This is a genomic window from Citrobacter sp. wls826 (genome assembly GCF_005281245.1).
GTDB lineage: Bacteria > Pseudomonadota > Gammaproteobacteria > Enterobacterales > Enterobacteriaceae > Citrobacter > Citrobacter braakii.
On the sequence record NZ_SZWS01000012.1, the window covers coordinates 30,187 to 46,132 of the forward strand.

The 15,946-nt window shown below is 54.2% G+C and carries 11 protein-coding genes; 6 read left to right on the top strand and 5 right to left on the bottom strand.

Annotated elements, in window-relative coordinates; translation table 11 throughout:
• The coding region (gene maeB, locus FDW87_RS01170) for an NADP-dependent oxaloacetate-decarboxylating malate dehydrogenase (protein WP_137379391.1) at window positions 1-2,265 on the bottom strand (2,265 nt) is incomplete at its 3' end.
• A 280-nt stretch (window positions 2,266-2,545) separates the two neighbouring features.
• Here maeB and tkt point away from each other — a divergent pair.
• Window positions 2,546-4,540 (top strand): transketolase, encoded by a 1,995-nt coding sequence (tkt, locus tag FDW87_RS01175; RefSeq protein ID WP_137379372.1) that lies wholly within the window; start codon window positions 2,546-2,548, stop codon window positions 4,538-4,540.
• On the opposite strand, the gene FDW87_RS01180 is transcribed toward tkt, so the two are convergent.
• The 3 genes from FDW87_RS01180 to aegA form a co-directional block, all read right to left on the bottom strand.
• Window positions 4,530-5,573 (bottom strand): DUF1176 domain-containing protein, encoded by a 1,044-nt coding sequence (locus FDW87_RS01180; protein WP_137379373.1) that lies wholly within the window; start codon window positions 5,571-5,573, stop codon window positions 4,530-4,532. The two genes, tkt and FDW87_RS01180, sit on opposite strands and share 11 nt — an antisense overlap.
• 123 nt (window positions 5,574-5,696) lie before the next feature.
• The gene (gene nudK, locus FDW87_RS01185) at window positions 5,697-6,272 is read right to left on the bottom strand and encodes a GDP-mannose pyrophosphatase NudK (protein ID WP_095715386.1); all 576 of its coding nucleotides are present in this window, start codon (window positions 6,270-6,272) and stop codon (window positions 5,697-5,699) included.
• Between the two features lie 157 nt (window positions 6,273-6,429).
• Window positions 6,430-8,409: a formate-dependent uric acid utilization protein AegA gene (gene aegA / locus FDW87_RS01190; RefSeq protein ID WP_137379374.1), complete on the bottom strand. Its 1,980-nt coding sequence runs from the start codon at window positions 8,407-8,409 to the stop codon at window positions 6,430-6,432.
• A gap of 263 nt (window positions 8,410-8,672) precedes the next feature.
• Here aegA and narQ point away from each other — a divergent pair, with 263 nt between their 5' ends.
• Both narQ and acrD read left to right on the top strand, forming a co-directional pair.
• Complete coding sequence (gene narQ / locus FDW87_RS01195) at window positions 8,673-10,370, top strand: nitrate/nitrite two-component system sensor histidine kinase NarQ (protein ID WP_016157109.1); 1,698 nt, start codon at window positions 8,673-8,675, stop codon at window positions 10,368-10,370.
• 184 nt (window positions 10,371-10,554) lie between these two features.
• Window positions 10,555-13,668: a multidrug efflux RND transporter permease AcrD gene (gene acrD, locus FDW87_RS01200; RefSeq protein ID WP_016153965.1), complete on the top strand. Its 3,114-nt coding sequence runs from the start codon at window positions 10,555-10,557 to the stop codon at window positions 13,666-13,668.
• Window positions 13,669-13,743: 75 nt separating this feature from the next.
• On the opposite strand, the gene ypfM is transcribed toward acrD, so the two are convergent.
• On the bottom strand, window positions 13,744-13,803 hold the full coding sequence (gene ypfM / locus FDW87_RS01205; RefSeq protein WP_001386977.1) for a protein YpfM: 60 nt from the start codon (window positions 13,801-13,803) through the stop codon (window positions 13,744-13,746).
• Between the two features lie 389 nt (window positions 13,804-14,192).
• Here ypfM and FDW87_RS01210 point away from each other — a divergent pair, with 389 nt between their 5' ends.
• From FDW87_RS01210 to FDW87_RS01220, 3 genes are read left to right on the top strand one after another with little or no spacing between them, the layout of a single operon-like run.
• Window positions 14,193-14,549: an ArsC family reductase gene (locus FDW87_RS01210; protein ID WP_016153966.1), complete on the top strand. Its 357-nt coding sequence runs from the start codon at window positions 14,193-14,195 to the stop codon at window positions 14,547-14,549.
• A 3-nt stretch (window positions 14,550-14,552) separates the two neighbouring features.
• Window positions 14,553-15,680 (top strand): succinyl-diaminopimelate desuccinylase, encoded by a 1,128-nt coding sequence (dapE, locus tag FDW87_RS01215; protein WP_016153967.1) that lies wholly within the window; start codon window positions 14,553-14,555, stop codon window positions 15,678-15,680.
• Window positions 15,681-15,707: 27 nt separating this feature from the next.
• A complete protein-coding gene (locus FDW87_RS01220) occupies window positions 15,708-15,908 on the top strand; it encodes a YpfN family protein (protein ID WP_003835080.1) in 201 nt (66 codons plus the stop codon).
• Window positions 15,909-15,946 lie beyond the last annotated feature (38 nt).

Below are 15,946 nucleotides of genomic sequence, written 5' to 3' on the forward strand. Positions count from 1 at the left end.
TTGGGCTTCTACGACCGCCAGCGCCACCATATTAACGATACGACGAACAGATGCGATCGGCGTTAATACGTGAACCGGTTTCGCAACCCCCATCAGCACCGGGCCGACCGTTACGCCTTCAGAGCTGGAAACGCGTAGTAAGTTGTAACTAATACGGGCAGCTTCCATATTCGGCATCACCAGAATATTCGCTGAGCCTTTCAGCGGACTGTCCGGCATGCGGTCATGACGGATGCTTTCCACCAGCGCGGCATCGCCGTGCATTTCGCCATCAATCATCAACTCTGGCGCACGCGCCTTAATCAGCTCCAGCGCTTCGCGCATTTTGCTGGCCGACGGACAGTTAGATGAGCCAAAGTTGGAGTGCGACAGCAGCGCTACCTTCGGTTCGATACCAAAGCGACGCACGGTTTCTGCCGCCATCACGGCGATTTCCGCCAGTTGCTCCGGCGTAGGATCGTCGTTAACGTAGGTATCGGCGATAAAGGTGTTACCGCTTGGCAGCAGCAAGGCGTTCATCGCCCCGGCAGTATGCACGCCATCGCGGTGACCAAACACCTCTTTCACCACGCTGAAGTGCTCATGGTAGTCGCCTATCGTACCGCAGATCATTGCATCCGCTTCGCCGCGCTGCACCATGATCGCGCCGATCACCGTGGTGTTGGCAATTACCGCACGCTGCGCCTGCTCCTGGGTAATACCACGACGTTTCATAATCTGGTAGTACTCGCTCCAGTACTCTTTAAAGCGCGGATCGGATTCATTGTTGACGATCTCAAAATCGACGCCCGCTTTGATCTGCAGACCCAGTTTCTGGATACGCATTTCGATAACGCTCGGACGACCGATCAGGATCGGTTTCGCCAGACCTAAAGTGATTAGCTCCTGCGTGGCATGCAGTACACGCGCCTCTTCCCCTTCAGTCAGCACCACGCGCTTCGGCGCTTTGCGTGCCAAGGAGAAAATCGGCTTCATGAACAGGTTGGTTTTGTAGACGAATTCGGTCAGCTTATCGATGTAAGCGTCAAAGTCGGCAATCGGACGCGTTGCCACACCGGAATCCATCGCCGCCTTCGCCACCGCAGGGGCAATTTTGACGATCAGACGCGGGTCGAACGGTTTCGGAATGATGTATTCCGGCCCGAAGCTCAGGTCCTGGTCGCCATAGGCGGAGGCCACCACTTCGCTCTGCTCGGCGTGCGCCAGCTCAGCAATGGCGTGTACCGCAGCCAGTTTCATCTCTTCGTTGATGGCGGTAGCACCGACGTCCAGCGCGCCGCGGAAGATGAATGGGAAGCACAGGACGTTGTTAACCTGGTTCGGGTAGTCGGAACGGCCGGTGCAAATGATGGCGTCAGAACGCACCTCTTTCGCCAGCGGCGGCAGGATTTCCGGTTCCGGGTTGGCGAGGGCCAGGATCATTGGCGCACGCGCCATCTTCTTAACCATTTCCTGCGTCAGCACTTTCGGACCAGAGCAACCGAGGAAAATATCCGCGCCGTCAATGACATCATCCAGCGTACGCTTACCGTCATCCACCACTGCGTAAGCCGCTTTGGTTTCCGCCATGTTTGGTTCACGATCTTTGTAAATTACCCCTTTGGAGTCGCAGACCACAATGTTGTGTTTCTGCATACCCAGCGCCACCAGCAGGTTCATACAGGCAATCGCCGCCGCACCTGCACCGGACACCACCATGCGCACATCAGAGATATTTTTCTCAACCACCCGCAGACCGTTAAGGATTGCGGCAGTACTGATGATTGCCGTGCCGTGCTGGTCATCGTGGAATACCGGAATATTCATGCGCTCACGGAGTTTTTGCTCAATGTAGAAGCACTCCGGCGCTTTGATATCTTCGAGGTTAATGCCGCCAAACGTTGGTTCAAGCGCCGCTACCACGTTGATAAATTTATCCGGATCGAGTTCATCAACTTCGATGTCGAACACGTCAATCCCGGCGAATTTCTTAAACAGAACGCCTTTACCTTCCATCACCGGTTTACCGGCCAGCGCGCCAATATTACCCAGACCCAGAACCGCAGTACCGTTGGAAATAACCGCAACCAGGTTGCCGCGTGCGGTGTATTTGTAGGCTGCCAGCGGGTCTTTTTCAATTTCAAGACACGGTGCAGCCACGCCCGGCGAGTAGGCCAACGCGAGGTCGCGCTGGGTTGCCAGAGGCTTGGTCGGAGAAACCTGGATTTTACCGGGTACCGGAAATTCGTGGAAATCGAGGGCGCTTTGTTTTAACTGGTCATCCATCTTGTTGTTCCTTTCACGTATCTATCAAAAAAGTGGCGCGGGTAACCATTCTACTGAGCCGCACATTATCACCTCAGTCAACGGCACAAACTTTGAAGGTCCCCATACTCTCACCATTCAAAGAAAGAATTTGTTATCAATTTATAACATCTATGTTACCTGCTTAAGCCAGCAATACCATGCTTGTCTGCTATGCTTTTTGCTGACAACGCCCGCAATTATCTCAAAAGTGTGAATCACAACACGCATCTAACACTTTACTTTTCAAGGAGTATTTCCTATGACCCGTAAAGAGCTTGCCAATGCCATTCGTGCGCTAAGTATGGATGCCGTCCAAAAAGCTAACTCAGGCCACCCTGGCGCACCAATGGGGATGGCCGATATCGCCGAAGTGCTGTGGAACGATTTCCTGCGCCATAACCCGTCCGATCCCACCTGGTACGATCGTGACCGGTTTATTTTGTCCAATGGCCACGCCTCAATGCTGCTTTACAGCCTGTTGCATCTTTCCGGCTACAACCTGCCGCTCGAAGAGTTAAAGAACTTCCGCCAGCTCCATTCGAAGACGCCAGGACACCCGGAAATTGGCTATACGCCGGGCGTGGAGACCACCACCGGACCGTTGGGTCAGGGTTTAGCCAACGCTGTCGGAATGGCGATTGCAGAACGCACGCTGGCGGCGCAGTTTAACCAGCCAGACCACGAGATTGTTAATCACTATACCTGGGTCTTTATGGGCGACGGCTGTCTGATGGAGGGCATTTCTCACGAAGTGTGCTCGCTGGCGGGCACCCTGGGGCTTGGCAAACTCATCGGCTTTTACGATCACAACGGCATCTCAATTGATGGCGAAACCGACGGCTGGTTTACCGACGATACCGCGAAACGCTTTGAGGCCTATCACTGGCATGTGGTGCACGAGATTGACGGTCATGACCCTGAGGCGGTGAAAAAAGCGATTCAGGAAGCACAGGCCGTTACCGATAAACCGTCGCTGATTATCTGCCGCACGGTGATTGGTTTTGGTTCACCGAATAAAGCCGGGAAAGAGGAAGCGCACGGCGCGGCGCTGGGTGAAGAAGAAGTGGCGCTGAGCCGGCAGAAGTTGGGGTGGCATCATCCTGCCTTTGAAATCCCCAAAGAGATTTACCGGGCGTGGGACGCTCGTGAAAAAGGCGAGAAAGCCCAACAGAGCTGGAATGAGAAATTCGCCGCTTATCGACATGCGCATCCGGATCTGGCGGCAGAGTTTACCCGCCGGATGAGCGGTGGACTGCCGGAAGAGTGGGAAGAAACGACCCAGAAATATATCACCGAGCTGCAGGCCAATCCGGCCAAAATCGCCACCCGTAAGGCCTCGCAAAATACCCTTAACGCCTACGGGCCGATACTGCCTGAGCTGCTTGGCGGTTCGGCGGATCTGGCGCCCAGCAACCTGACCATCTGGAAAGGCTCCACTTCTCTTAAAGAGGATCATGCAGGAAATTACATCCACTACGGCGTGCGGGAATTTGGCATGACCGCGATTGCCAACGGTATCGCTCACCACGGGGGCTTCGTACCGTACACCGCAACGTTCCTGATGTTTGTCGAATATGCCCGTAATGCCGCACGCATGGCGGCGCTGATGAAAGCCCGACAAATCATGGTTTATACCCACGACTCGATTGGCCTTGGGGAAGATGGTCCCACGCACCAGGCCGTCGAACAGCTCGCCAGCCTGCGTCTGACGCCTAATTTCAGCACCTGGCGACCCTGCGATCAGGTTGAAGCGGCGGTAGGCTGGAAGCTGGCGGTCGAACGCCATGACGGGCCAACGGCGCTGATCCTCTCGCGGCAAAATCTGGCGCAGGTTGAGCGGACGCCTGAGCAAGTGCAGCAGATTGCCCGCGGCGGCTATGTGCTGAAGGATGGCGGGGGTAAGCCGGATGTTATCCTGATTGCTACCGGTTCAGAAATGGAAATCACGCTGCTGGCGGCGGAAAAACTGACCGGTGAAGGTCGTAACGTGCGGGTGGTTTCTCTGCCCTCAACCGATATCTTCGACGCCCAGGATGAGGCGTATAGGGAATCGGTCCTCCCCTCAAACGTCAGCGCGCGCGTGGCGGTAGAAGCAGGAATTGCCGACTACTGGTACAAATATGTTGGGCTGAAAGGGGCGATTGTCGGTATGACGGGTTATGGGGAGTCGGCTCCAGCAGACAAGCTGTTCCCGTTCTTCGGCTTTATGGTGGATAACATTGTCGACAAAGCGCATAAGGTGCTTAACGTGTGATCCACAGCGTGGGCCAGGCATCTGGCCCATGCCAGTTATCGCAGCTTGGCTCTTGGGCATAGCGCACCAGACGAAAACGCTGGCCGTCGTAGCGCCAGCGGGTCTGGATACCGCAATCTGCCAACCCTCGTCCTTTAGCGAGGGTTACCAGCTCGCGCGACTTCTCATCAAACGTGGCGTTGGTCAGCTCCATATCGCGACTTTCCGCATCCGTTTTAAAAGGCAGGCTTAGCCGTACCGCCCGTGACGTCAACGGGGTAGTACGTGAAACCACCCACGCCAGATCGATGGTGTTATATGCCCCGGCTTCACAGCCGATTATCAGCAGCGCTTTATCATCCGTTAAGGCCGTGACGCGCATCTCGCGACGCAGCGGATCGATCGAACAGCGAATACCGTTGATCCGCCAGTTACCGTAATCCAGCAATTCACTGCGCTCTTGTTGCGTGAGAGGCGTTGGCGTTGGGTTAATCACAGCCACGCCTTTTAAAGCGGGAGCGGGAGGTACGCTGAGCGGAGGCTCGTCGCCTTTTTCGATCCATGCGGTTTCGCTGCCGACCCGTTTTTGCTGGGCGTCGATAAAAAGCAGCGCGGCTTTTAGCCCGACCAGGGACAGGTTTTGCGCCCCTTTTTGCAGGGTTATCGCCTTCGCGTCCTGTACGGTTGTTAAAAATGCGCTGATGGTGGCCGGATCATCGGTCATCAGTTGCCAGGGGGTAATACGCCAGTGTTCGCCGCGAAGGGGGAGCGGCGCGCCATCCAGTAGCAGACGTGGCGCAATATCGCTCTCTTTGGCTGTGGGCGATTCCAGCCCACCCAGTTCAATACGCAACACGGCGTCGGTATGTGCCCCGGCACTGCGGCTCAAGGTCATGACCAGGCCGTGATGTTCTCCGGTATTGCGCGCCACGCAAAAGTTTTGGTTATTGCACGTCACCTGCCAGTCAGAAAACGTCTGTTGCGCGGGCGCGGCCCACAGCAAACGGACGGGTAACAACCCGAGCAGGAAAAGTAAAATAACGCGATAGCGCATGGACGGTACAACCCCGAAGTCAAAACACACAGCCTAAGCGGTATCTTCCTTGCGCGACTGATGTGGCTCAATAAGAATCGTCGGATTGGCCGAAAATTTGTAAAGAAATATAAATCCCGCGCATTAGTCCATGAGATGCGACGACTGCAAATAGTTCAGCAATAGCACCGTCTTACCGTCACGGATCTCACCCGTTTTAATCATTTCCAGCGCCTGGGTGAACGGCAGCTCCAGAACCTCAATATCTTCATCTTCCACCCCTCCGCCCTCATTTGCCCGCTGGCTGTCGCTGTATTGTGCAATAAAGAAATGAATTATCTCCGTCACGCCGCCCGGCGACATATAGAGCTCAAACAGCTTACGCACTTCACCCACTTCAAAGCCGGTCTCTTCAATGGCCTCTTTCCGAATGCACGCTTCCGGTTCGTCGTTATCCAGCAGCCCGGCGCAGGTTTCAATCAGTTGACCGCTTTCATTACCATTGACCCAGGTGGCGACGCGAAACTGGCGGATGAGCACCACCGTTTTCTTCTCCGGGTTATACAGCAGGATAGTGGCGCCGTTGCCGCGATCGTAAACCTCGCGTTTGTGACGAATCACCTCTCCATTGCTACGGGTCAGGTCATAGGTGATATTGCGCAGGATGAAGTAGTTATCGGAAAGGACTTTATCTTTGATGAGGGTAATTTTTTGCGACATACCGGCTCCACAGCAAGAAGTGAGAAATAATACTACGCCGTGAAACCGGGTTTGTCTTGGTGCAATGTCGGCCTGATAAGCGAAGCGCCATCAGGCAATTAGGCGGCGCAGAGCCGGATAGCAACGCTAACGCGCCTTATCCGGCCTTCTTAGCGACTTAGTGAGATTTGACTGATTTTACGCCCAGCCAGTCGACGATCCCCTGGGCGGCATGCCGTCCTTCCGCCATGGCCGTAACCACCAGATCCGCACCGCGTACCGCGTCACCACCAGCGAAGATTTTCGGGTTGCTGGTTTGATAACGGTATGCGCTTTCAACATTGGCGGCAATGCGCCCCCAGTTATCGACCTTAACCCCATGCGTCTCCAGCCACGGCATGCCATGTGGGTGAAAACCAAACGCCATGATCACCGCATCTGCGGGCATGACAAACTCACTCCCGGCGAGGGGAACCGGGCGACGACGCCCTTGCGCGTCCGGCTCGCCAAGCTGGGTACGTAAAAAACGCACGCCGCTGACTCGCCCATCATCATGCAACACCAGCTCAACCGGCTGGACGTTAAACTCGAAGTTCGCCCCCTCTTCCCGGGCGTTCTTCACCTCTTTTTTCGAACCGGGCATGTTGGCTTCATCACGACGATAAGCGCAGGTCACCTGGCGTGCGCCATGACGCAGCGCGGTACGCACGCAGTCCATTGCCGTATCGCCTCCGCCCAGTACAACCACGTTCAGTCCGGCGGTATCGATGAACGGCTCTTCAGGCAGTTCATCCAGCCCCATCACCTGTTTGGTGTTGGCAATCAGGAACGGTAACGCGTCATAAACGCCAGGCGCGTCTTCATTCGGCAGATCCGCCTTCATGGAACGATAGGTTCCTACGCCCACGAACACGGCATCGTAATCCTCCAGCAGCGCCGACAGCGCCACATCCTTACCCACTTCACAGTTAAGTTCGAAATGAATACCCATGGCGCTGAAGATTTCACGGCGGCGGGCCAGCAGCGATTTGTCCAGCTTGAAGGCCGGAATGCCGAACGTCAGCAAACCGCCGATTTCAGGGTGGCGATCGTATACGGTGGCGCTGACTCCGCTGCGCGCCAGCACATCCGCGCAGGCCAGACCCGCCGGACCCGCGCCGATGATAGCAACGCGCTTATCCACTTTCTGCACGTGGCTTAAGTCCGGTCGCCATCCTTTGCTCAGGGCCCGATCAGAGATGTAACGCTCAATATTTCCGATAGTGACCGCCCCATGCTCGCTACGCACCGTACATGCCCCTTCGCAAAGTCGGTCCTGCGGACATACGCGCCCGGTCACTTCCGGCAGGCAGTTGGTCTGGTGAGAAAGCTCAACCGCCGCGTCGATATTCCCGGCTTTGATCAGTTCAATCCACTGCGGAATATGGTTATGCAATGGGCAGGTCCATTCGCAAATACTGTGGTCGCCGCATTTCAGGCAGCGGGACGCTTCCCGTTCCGCCTGCGCCGTACGAAACGGCAGATAGATCTCCTCAAAGCTGGTTTTACGGGCCTCAATTGCCAGCTTATCCGGCTCACCACGCGCAGGCGTCGCCTGCATTTGCTCACGTTTGGTAATTGTATGCGAAACGAAATCGGTGGCGTTGGCATGCCAGGGCTGGCTTTCCAGACTGGCGGTGCGTAGCCTGCGCGCTTTTGACAGACCAGTAAGCGAATTTTCCGTCACCAGTTGTAACGCTTGTGCCGGACAGTTCTCTACGCAGGCAGGTCCCTGTTCGCGTCCCTGACACAAATCGCATTTGTGCGCAGTGGCTTTCACCTTCCCTTTAGCGACAGGAGTGAGTACGATCTGCATCGTGCCGAAAGGACAAGCAACGACGCACGATTTACAGCCAATACACTTTTTCGGGTTCACCTGAACGCTGTCGTTATCATGGCTGATTGCCCCGTTCGGGCAGCTTCTGGCGCAGGGCGCATCTTCACAGTGATGGCAGGTTACCGCACTGCGCTGCTGCTGATGCTTGATGACGGTAATTCGGGGCTGGAAATGCCGTTGACTCAGGACATGCTGCTCGCCATTGTGAGCCATGACGCAGGCGACCTCACAGGCATGGCATCCCAGGCACTGCTGGCTATTAACCATAATAAAACGATTCATGGCTTCCTTCTTTTTTGGTTGCAAAAACCTTATTCTTTATATGAGTGTTGTTATTAACCGACACGGAAGGAAGCGGCAATGTTCATTTGCCCAAGAAGCGCAACTATTTATCCAGAACCTGTGGCAGATCAATTTATTTCATCGCATATGAAATTGTGTTTCAGTTACCATCCAGTTTCATGGCGTTTTATTAACATTTATCAAATACACCGCATCGTTCGGGCTGTTTTAAGGCGCGACGTGTATTGTGTGAGGATGCACAAGTGACGGTAAAGCGTCCGGTCTCGGCCAGTCTGGCTAAAGCTTTTTTCTACATAGTGCTGTTGTCGATTCTCTCAACGGGTATTGCTCTGCTCACGCTGACCAGCAGCTTACGAGATGCCGAAGCCATCAACGTGGCTGGCTCATTGCGCATGCAAAGTTACCGTCTGGGTTACGATCTGCAAAGCCAAAGTCCGCAGCTTAACGCTCACCGCCAGCTTTTCCAGCAGGCGCTAAATTCGCCAGCACTACAGAACCTGAACGCGTGGTACGTGCCTCAAGCGGTAAAAAGTCGCTATGGACGTCTACATGCAAACTGGCTGGAAATGAACGCCCGTCTGATCGATGGCGATTTAAATTGGTACCAGAGCAATATCAATAACTATGTCGATCAAATCGATCTCTTCGTGCTGGCGCTGCAACATTATGCCGAACGCAAAGTGATGCTGGTTTTTGGTATTTCACTGGCGGGCGGGATCGGCATATTCACCCTCGTTTTCTTTACCTTGCGGCGTATTCGCCAGCAGGTGGTGCGTCCGCTGAATAAGCTGGTGGTGGCAAGCCAGCACATTGAACACGGTCAGTTTGACATCCCGTCGCTGGATACTGATTTGCCCAACGAACTCGGGTTGTTGGGCAAGACCTTCAGCCAGATGTCGAGTGAATTACACAAGCTGTACCGCTCGCTGGAAGCGTCTGTCGCTGAGAAGACCCACGATCTCCACGAAGCTAATCGTCGTCTGGAAGTGTTGTATCAGTGCTCTCAGGCGTTAAATACCAGTCAGATTGATGTGTACTGCTTCCGCCATATTTTACAGATCGTCCGCGAGCATGACGCCGCCTATTTCCTGGAACTCACCGTCGGAGATAACTGGCGAATTAGCGAAGGCGCAAAAAGCCCCGAGCTACCGATGCAGATCCTGCCGGTCACCATGCAGGAAACCGTCTACGGTGAACTGCACTGGCAAAGCCCGAACGTCAATGCTTCTACCCCGCTGCTTAACAGCGTCTCCTCGATGCTGGGTCGCGGGTTGTACTTCAACCAGGCGCAAAAACATTTTCAGCAGCTGTTGTTAATGGAGGAGCGGGCGACGATTGCGCGCGAGCTGCACGACTCGCTGGCGCAAGTGCTCTCTTATTTACGCATTCAGCTCACGCTGCTGAAGCGTTCGATTCCCGAAGATAACGCCCCAGCGCAAAGCATTATGGCGGATTTCTCTCAGGCGCTGAACGACGCCTACCGCCAGCTACGCGAACTGCTCACAACCTTCCGCCTGACTTTACAGCAGGCCGATCTCCCCTCCGCCCTGCATGAAATGCTGGAAACGCTGCAAAATCAGACCTCGGCTAAACTGACGCTTGATTGCCGGTTACCTACCCTGGCGCTGGACGCGCAAATGCAGGTGCATCTGCTGCAGATCGTCCGTGAAGCAGTGCTGAACGCGATTAAACATGCCAGCGCAACCGAAATTGCCGTCAGTTGCGTCACCGCGCCGGATGGTAATCACACGGTTTATATTCGCGATAACGGTATCGGCATTGGCGAGCCGCATGAGCCTTCGGGGCACTATGGATTAAATATTATGCGCGAGCGGGCGGAAAGGCTGAGCGGCACGCTGACTTTCTCTCAACCCTCCGGAGGGGGAACGCTGGTGAGTATCAGTTTTCGTTCGGCAGAATCCGACGGTGAGCTAACGTAAAGAACCGCAAAGCGCCGTCGGTTCTCGATCCAGGCCTGACGGCGTTGGCACGAAAGGTAAGCTGTAAACGGGCATGATAATTTACATTATCTTCTTTTTTTCTCCACGTTTGCCCCGTACCTTGCCGCTAAAGTGAAGCAATTCACACCCATAACGATACGCAGAAACACGAGGTCCCCTTTTAATGGCGAATTTTTTCATCGATCGCCCCATTTTTGCCTGGGTGTTAGCAATCCTGTTGTGCCTGACAGGAGCCCTGGCTATTTTTTCGCTGCCCGTTGAGCAATATCCCGATCTGGCACCGCCAAACGTGCGGGTAACCGCGAACTACCCTGGCGCGTCCGCACAAACCCTGGAAAATACCGTCACCCAGGTTATCGAGCAGAACATGACTGGTCTCGATAATCTGATGTACATGTCGTCGCAGAGCAGCGGGACAGGCCAGGCGTCGGTTACGCTGAGCTTCCTCGCGGGAACCGATCCTGATGAGGCCGTCCAGCAGGTGCAAAACCAGCTGCAATCGGCAATGCGTAAGCTGCCGCAGGCGGTACAGAATCAAGGGGTCACGGTGCGCAAGACCGGTGACACCAATATTCTGACCATCGCCTTCGTCTCCACCGATGGCTCAATGGATAAGCAGGACATCGCCGACTACGTCGCCAGTAATATCCAGGATCCGCTCAGTCGTATAAACGGCGTGGGCGATATTGACGCCTACGGTTCACAATATTCCATGCGTATCTGGCTCGACCCGGTCAAACTTAACAGCTTCCAGATGACCGCCAAAGATGTGACCGATGCTATCGAATCACAGAATGCGCAGATTGCCGTCGGGCAACTTGGCGGCACGCCTTCGGTGGACAAACAAGCGCTGAATGCGACGATCAACGCCCAGTCGCTGCTGCAGACTCCGGATGAATTTCGCGCGATTACGCTACGCGTCAATCAGGACGGCTCAGAAGTTAAACTGGGCGATGTGGCGACGGTCGAAATGGGTGCGGAAAAGTATGACTATCTCAGCCGCTTCAACGGCCACCCGGCTTCCGGTCTGGGGGTAAAACTGGCCTCCGGTGCCAATGAAATGGCAACGGCGGAGCTGGTTATCGACCGCCTGAACGAGCTCTCACAGTATTTTCCGCACGGGCTGGAATACAAGGTGGCGTATGAAACTACCTCCTTTGTCAAAGCCTCAATCATCGACGTGGTGAAAACGCTGCTGGAAGCGATCGCGCTGGTATTCCTTGTGATGTACCTGTTCCTGCAAAACTTCCGCGCCACGCTGATCCCTACAATCGCCGTTCCCGTCGTCCTGATGGGTACTTTTTCCGTGCTCTACGCCTTTGGCTACAGCGTTAACACCCTGACGATGTTTGCGATGGTGCTGGCGATCGGCCTGCTGGTCGATGATGCCATTGTGGTGGTGGAAAACGTCGAGCGAATTATGAGTGAGGAAGGCCTCTCGCCGCGGGAAGCGACGCGGAAATCGATGGGGCAAATCCAGGGAGCGCTGGTCGGTATCGCCATGGTGCTGTCGGCGGTGTTTATCCCGATGGCCTTCTTCGGCGGTACTACCGGGGCTATTTACCGCCAGTTCTCGATTACCATCGTCTCCGCAATGGTTCTTTCAGTTCTGGTGGCGATGATCCTCACCCCTGCCCTGTGCGCCACTCTGCTCAAACCGCTACATAAAGGCGAGCATCACGGGCAAACCGGTTTCTTTGGCTGGTTTAACCGGATGTTTAACCGCAACGCCGAACGCTACGAAAAAGGCGTCGCCAGGATCCTGCACCGCAGCCTGCGCTGGATACTGATTTACGGCCTGCTGCTCGGCGGTATGGTTTTCCTGTTCCTGCGCCTGCCAACCTCCTTCCTGCCGCTCGAAGACCGCGGCATGTTTACCACCTCGATACAGTTGCCCAGCGGCTCGACCCAGCAGCAAACATTGAAAGTAGTTGAGGAAGTGGAGAAGTATTACTTCACCCATGAGAAAGACAACATTACGTCGGTCTTTTCCACGGTCGGTTCCGGCCCTGGCGGGAACGGTCAAAACGTGGCGCGGATGTTTGTCCGCTTAAAAGACTGGGATGATCGCGACACCACCACCGGAACCTCTTTCGCCATCATCGAGCGCGCGACCAAAGCCTTTAATAAGATTAAGGAAGCCCGCGTCTTCGCCAGCAGCCCTCCGGCGATTAGCGGTCTCGGGAGCTCTGCCGGTTTCGATATGGAGCTGCAAGATCACGCCGGTGCGGGCCATGATGCGTTAATGGCCGCGCGCGACAAGCTGATTGAGCTGGCCGGGAAAGACGCGTCTCTGACACGTGTTCGTCATAATGGTCTGGACGACAGCCCGCAGTTGCAAATTGATATAGATCAGCGCAAAGCCCAGGCGCTGGGCGTTTCCATTGATGACATCAACGACACCTTGCAAACGGCCTGGGGCTCCAGCTACGTCAATGACTTTATGGACCGGGGTCGTGTGAAGAAGGTTTACGTACAGGCGGCAGCAAAATATCGCATGCTCCCGGACGACATCAATCTGTGGTACGTCCGCAATAATAGCGGCGGCATGGTGCCTTTCTCGGCCTTTGCCACGTCGCGCTGGGAAACGGGTTCACCGCGTCTGGAACGCTATAACGGCTACTCCGCCGTCGAGATTGTTGGCGAAGCCGCCCCAGGCGTCAGTACCGGTACGGCGATGGACATTATGGAATCGCTGGTCCACCAGTTGCCGACCGGATTCGGCCTCGAATGGACCGCGATGTCTTACCAGGAACGGCTGTCGGGCTCTCAGGCGCCAGCTCTGTACGCCATTTCTTTGCTGGTGGTGTTCCTGTGTCTGGCGGCGTTGTACGAAAGCTGGTCGGTTCCCTTCTCCGTCATGCTGGTTGTACCGCTGGGGGTCATTGGCGCGCTGCTCGCTACCTGGATGCGCGGCCTGGAAAACGACGTGTACTTTCAGGTCGGGTTACTCACCGTGATCGGGCTTTCGGCGAAGAACGCAATATTGATTGTTGAATTCGCCAATGAGATGAACGAGAAAGGTCACGACTTGCTCGACGCCACGCTGCATGCCTGTCGCCAACGCTTACGCCCAATTCTGATGACGTCACTGGCGTTTATCTTTGGGGTGTTGCCGATGACCATCAGCAGTGGCGCAGGTTCCGGCGGTCAGCATGCGGTAGGGACTGGCGTAATGGGCGGGATGATTTCAGCCACAGTCCTGGCGATTTACTTCGTTCCTCTGTTCTTTGTGCTGGTACGCAGACGTTTCCCATTGAAGCCACGCCCAGAATAATCGGACACAAAAAAGGCGACTTACGTTGAGTCGCCTTTTATTATCCTTTGCAGGATATGAATTTCTTCCAGAAAATTATTTACGAAGCATCACTTCGATAAAGTCTTTCCAGTTCCCCAGTTCACGTTCAATCATAACAACCTCTCTTATTATTATGGGCATTCTACGAAATCATCATCATAAAAAGAAGATCATTTAACCAATGGTTGCGATTACATCCTCCAGTGTTCGGGGGTATATGTAATCACTATGCGCTAACCCCATAAATTTTATGTGACTTACTGCAATATTTTGAAATATTCATACATCATCTACGACTTTGGCAATTCTGATGGAAAAACAGGCTGATGCAAACAGGCAAATTCTGATTTTCAGTTTCCCGTGAATTTTGGAACTTTCAGGAATCATTATTCACCATTCAACAACAATGTTATATTTTTCTATAACGGTTCGATGACAATATGTATTATTCATGTTTATAGAACACGAGAATAAATATTCAAATTACGTCAATAAGGATTCAAATGATCACCCTCTACGGCATTAAGAATTGCGATACGATTAAAAAAGCCAGACGCTGGCTGGAAGACAATGGGGTCGACTACCGCTTCCATGATTATCGCGTCGACGGCCTGGACAACGCGTTATTACACGCCTTTATCAGCGAATTAGGTTGGGAGGCGCTGCTCAATACACGTGGAACCACCTGGCGCAAACTGGATGAAGCCACACGTAACCAAATCACCGATGCGTCCTCTGCTGCTGCATTGATGATTGAAATGCCTGCAATTATCAAACGCCCATTGCTCTGCGCGCCGGGTAAGCCTATGCTGCTTGGCTTTAGTGAATCCAGTTATACGCAGTTTTTTAATGAGGTATAGTCTATGTCGTGCCCGGTTATTGAGCTGACACAGCAGCTTATTCGCCGTCCTTCCCTGAGCCCGGATGATGCCGGGTGCCAGGCGTTAATGATTGAACGCCTGCGCGCGGTAGGTTTTACCGTTGAGCGTATGGATTTTGGTGACACACAGAATTTTTGGGCATGGCGCGGCAAAGGTGAGACTCTGGCATTTGCCGGTCACACTGACGTAGTGCCTGTCGGCGATGTCGATCGTTGGATTAATCCACCGTTCGAACCGACCATTCGCGATGGCATGTTGTTCGGGCGTGGCGCAGCCGATATGAAAGGCTCACTGGCGGCAATGGTCGTGGCCGCAGAACGTTTTGTCGCCCAGCATCCGAACCATCAGGGTCGTCTGGCGTTTTTGATAACCTCTGACGAAGAGGCCAGCGCCCAAAACGGCACCGTAAAAGTGGTTGAAGCACTTATGGCGCGCAATGAACGACTGGATTATTGTCTGGTTGGCGAGCCGTCCAGCACGGAAATCGTTGGCGACGTGGTGAAAAATGGGCGTCGTGGTTCACTGACCTGCAATCTGACCATTCACGGCGTGCAGGGCCACGTAGCCTACCCGCATCTGGCCGATAATCCGGTACACCGCGCGGCGCCAATGCTTAATGAACTGGTGGCGATAGAGTGGGATCAGGGCAACGAATTCTTCCCGGCGACCAGCATGCAGATTGCCAATATTCAGGCAGGAACCGGCAGCAACAATGTTATTCCCGGCGAACTGTTTATCCAGTTCAACTTCCGTTTCAGCACCGAATTAAACGATGAAATGATTAAGTCCCGGGTGCTGGAGCTGCTGGAGAAACATCAGTTGCGTTATACCGTCGACTGGTGGCTTTCCGGTCAGCCGTTCCTGACCGCACGCGGTAAACTGGTGGATGCGGTGGTGAACGCCATTGAGCACTATAATGAGATTAAACCGCAGTTACTGACTACAGGCGGGACGTCCGACGGGCGTTTTATTGCCCGCATGGGGGCACAGGTAGTAGAACTGGGGCCGGTCAACGCCACCATTCATAAAATTAATGAATGTGTTAATGCCGCCGACCTGCAGCTGCTTGCCCGTATGTATCAACGTATCATGGAGCAACTCGTCGCCTGATGAGTGTTCCTGTAAGAGGAAATGAGCATGGACTGGCTGGCAAAATACTGGTGGATTCTGGTGTTGGTGTTTCTGGTAGGCGTATTGCTGAACGTGATTAAAGATCTCAAGCGCGTCGACCACAAGAAATTTCTTGCCAATAAGCCGGAGCTTCCCCCGCATCGTGATTTTAACGATAAATGGGATGACGACGACGATTGGCCAAACAAGGATCAACCGAAGAAATAAGCCAACGTAGGCCGAATGGCGGTTTCACATCGCCATTC

Excerpts from the sequence above, each read along its gene's own strand:
- tkt (WP_137379372.1), top strand. The coding sequence starts at position 2,546 with ATGACCCGTAAAGAGCTTGCCAATGCCATTCGTGCGCTAAGTATGGAT.
- FDW87_RS01180 (WP_137379373.1), bottom strand. The coding sequence starts at position 5,573 with ATGCGCTATCGCGTTATTTTACTTTTCCTGCTCGGGTTGTTACCCGTC.
- nudK (WP_095715386.1), bottom strand. The coding sequence starts at position 6,272 with ATGTCGCAAAAAATTACCCTCATCAAAGATAAAGTCCTTTCCGATAAC.
- aegA (WP_137379374.1), bottom strand. The coding sequence starts at position 8,409 with ATGAATCGTTTTATTATGGTTAATAGCCAGCAGTGCCTGGGATGCCAT.
- acrD (WP_016153965.1), top strand. The coding sequence starts at position 10,555 with ATGGCGAATTTTTTCATCGATCGCCCCATTTTTGCCTGGGTGTTAGCA.
- FDW87_RS01210 (WP_016153966.1), top strand. The coding sequence starts at position 14,193 with ATGATCACCCTCTACGGCATTAAGAATTGCGATACGATTAAAAAAGCC.
- dapE (WP_016153967.1), top strand. The coding sequence starts at position 14,553 with ATGTCGTGCCCGGTTATTGAGCTGACACAGCAGCTTATTCGCCGTCCT.
- FDW87_RS01220 (WP_003835080.1), top strand. The coding sequence starts at position 15,708 with ATGGACTGGCTGGCAAAATACTGGTGGATTCTGGTGTTGGTGTTTCTG.